Genomic DNA, 814 nt, shown 5'->3' with positions numbered 1-814 from the left:
GCATTCGTTGCCGCTTTCGCCGACATCTACGAACATTCGCCATGGGTGGCCGAAAAGGCCTTCGACCTGGGCCAGGACGCGTCGATCGACGAGATCGAAACCCTGCACCAGCGCATGAGCGACATCCTGTTGAGCGCCGATCACGAAAGCCAGCTGGCACTGATCAACGCTCACCCGGACCTGGCAGGCCGTGCGGCCGTCCAGGGCCAACTGACCGAAGCCAGCACCAATGAACAGGCTGGCGCCGGTATTCACCAATGCACGGCCGAAGAGTTCCAGCGCTTCACCGAGCTGAACGACGCCTACAAAGCCAAGTTCAAGTTTCCCTTCATCATGGCGGTAAAAGGCAGCAACCGGCATCAGATCCTCGCGGCGTTCGAAACGCGCATTCACAACTCGGTCGACACCGAATTCAAATGCGCGCTGGCAGAGATCAACAAGATTGCGTTGTTCCGTTTACTGACCCTATAGCGAGCCTTGCCCTGGCGACATGGAACGCAGACATCGCCCAGGGCACTGCAAGCATCCCAAGCCAACTTATTAAAGGCAGACAAGAAGAATGAAAGCTTACGCCGTACCTTTCGAGAAGTTCGTCAACCTGGCCGACGCCCGCCTGGGCACCAAAATCATCTCGGTCACCGATGACTGGTTCGCTGATGCCAACCGCCTGTTCCAGCCGACTCCGGCTGTGTGGAAAGAAGGCGTGTTCGATGACAACGGCAAGTGGATGGACGGCTGGGAGTCGCGCCGCAAGCGCTTCGAAGGCTACGACAGTGCCGTGATCCGCCTCGGTGTAGCGGGCTCGATCAAAGGC

Annotated in this window: 1 protein-coding gene and 1 pseudogene; both read left to right on the top strand. The window is 58.6% G+C overall.

Annotated features, from left to right (window positions below; all coding sequences use genetic code 11):
• Nucleotides 1-471 (top strand): 2-oxo-4-hydroxy-4-carboxy-5-ureidoimidazoline decarboxylase (gene uraD / locus AC1DRJ_RS30485; protein WP_477805385.1); only part of this gene is annotated, 471 nt, incomplete at its 5' end.
• An 88-nt stretch (nucleotides 472-559) separates the two neighbouring features.
• Nucleotides 560-814: pseudogene (locus AC1DRJ_RS30480) on the top strand (allantoicase); the annotation flags it as partial.

This window comes from Pseudomonas sp. P5_B2, from assembly GCF_056400445.1.
The sequence above is the reverse complement of the archived record's forward strand: the minus strand, read 5'-3'. Positions and strand labels throughout refer to the sequence as shown.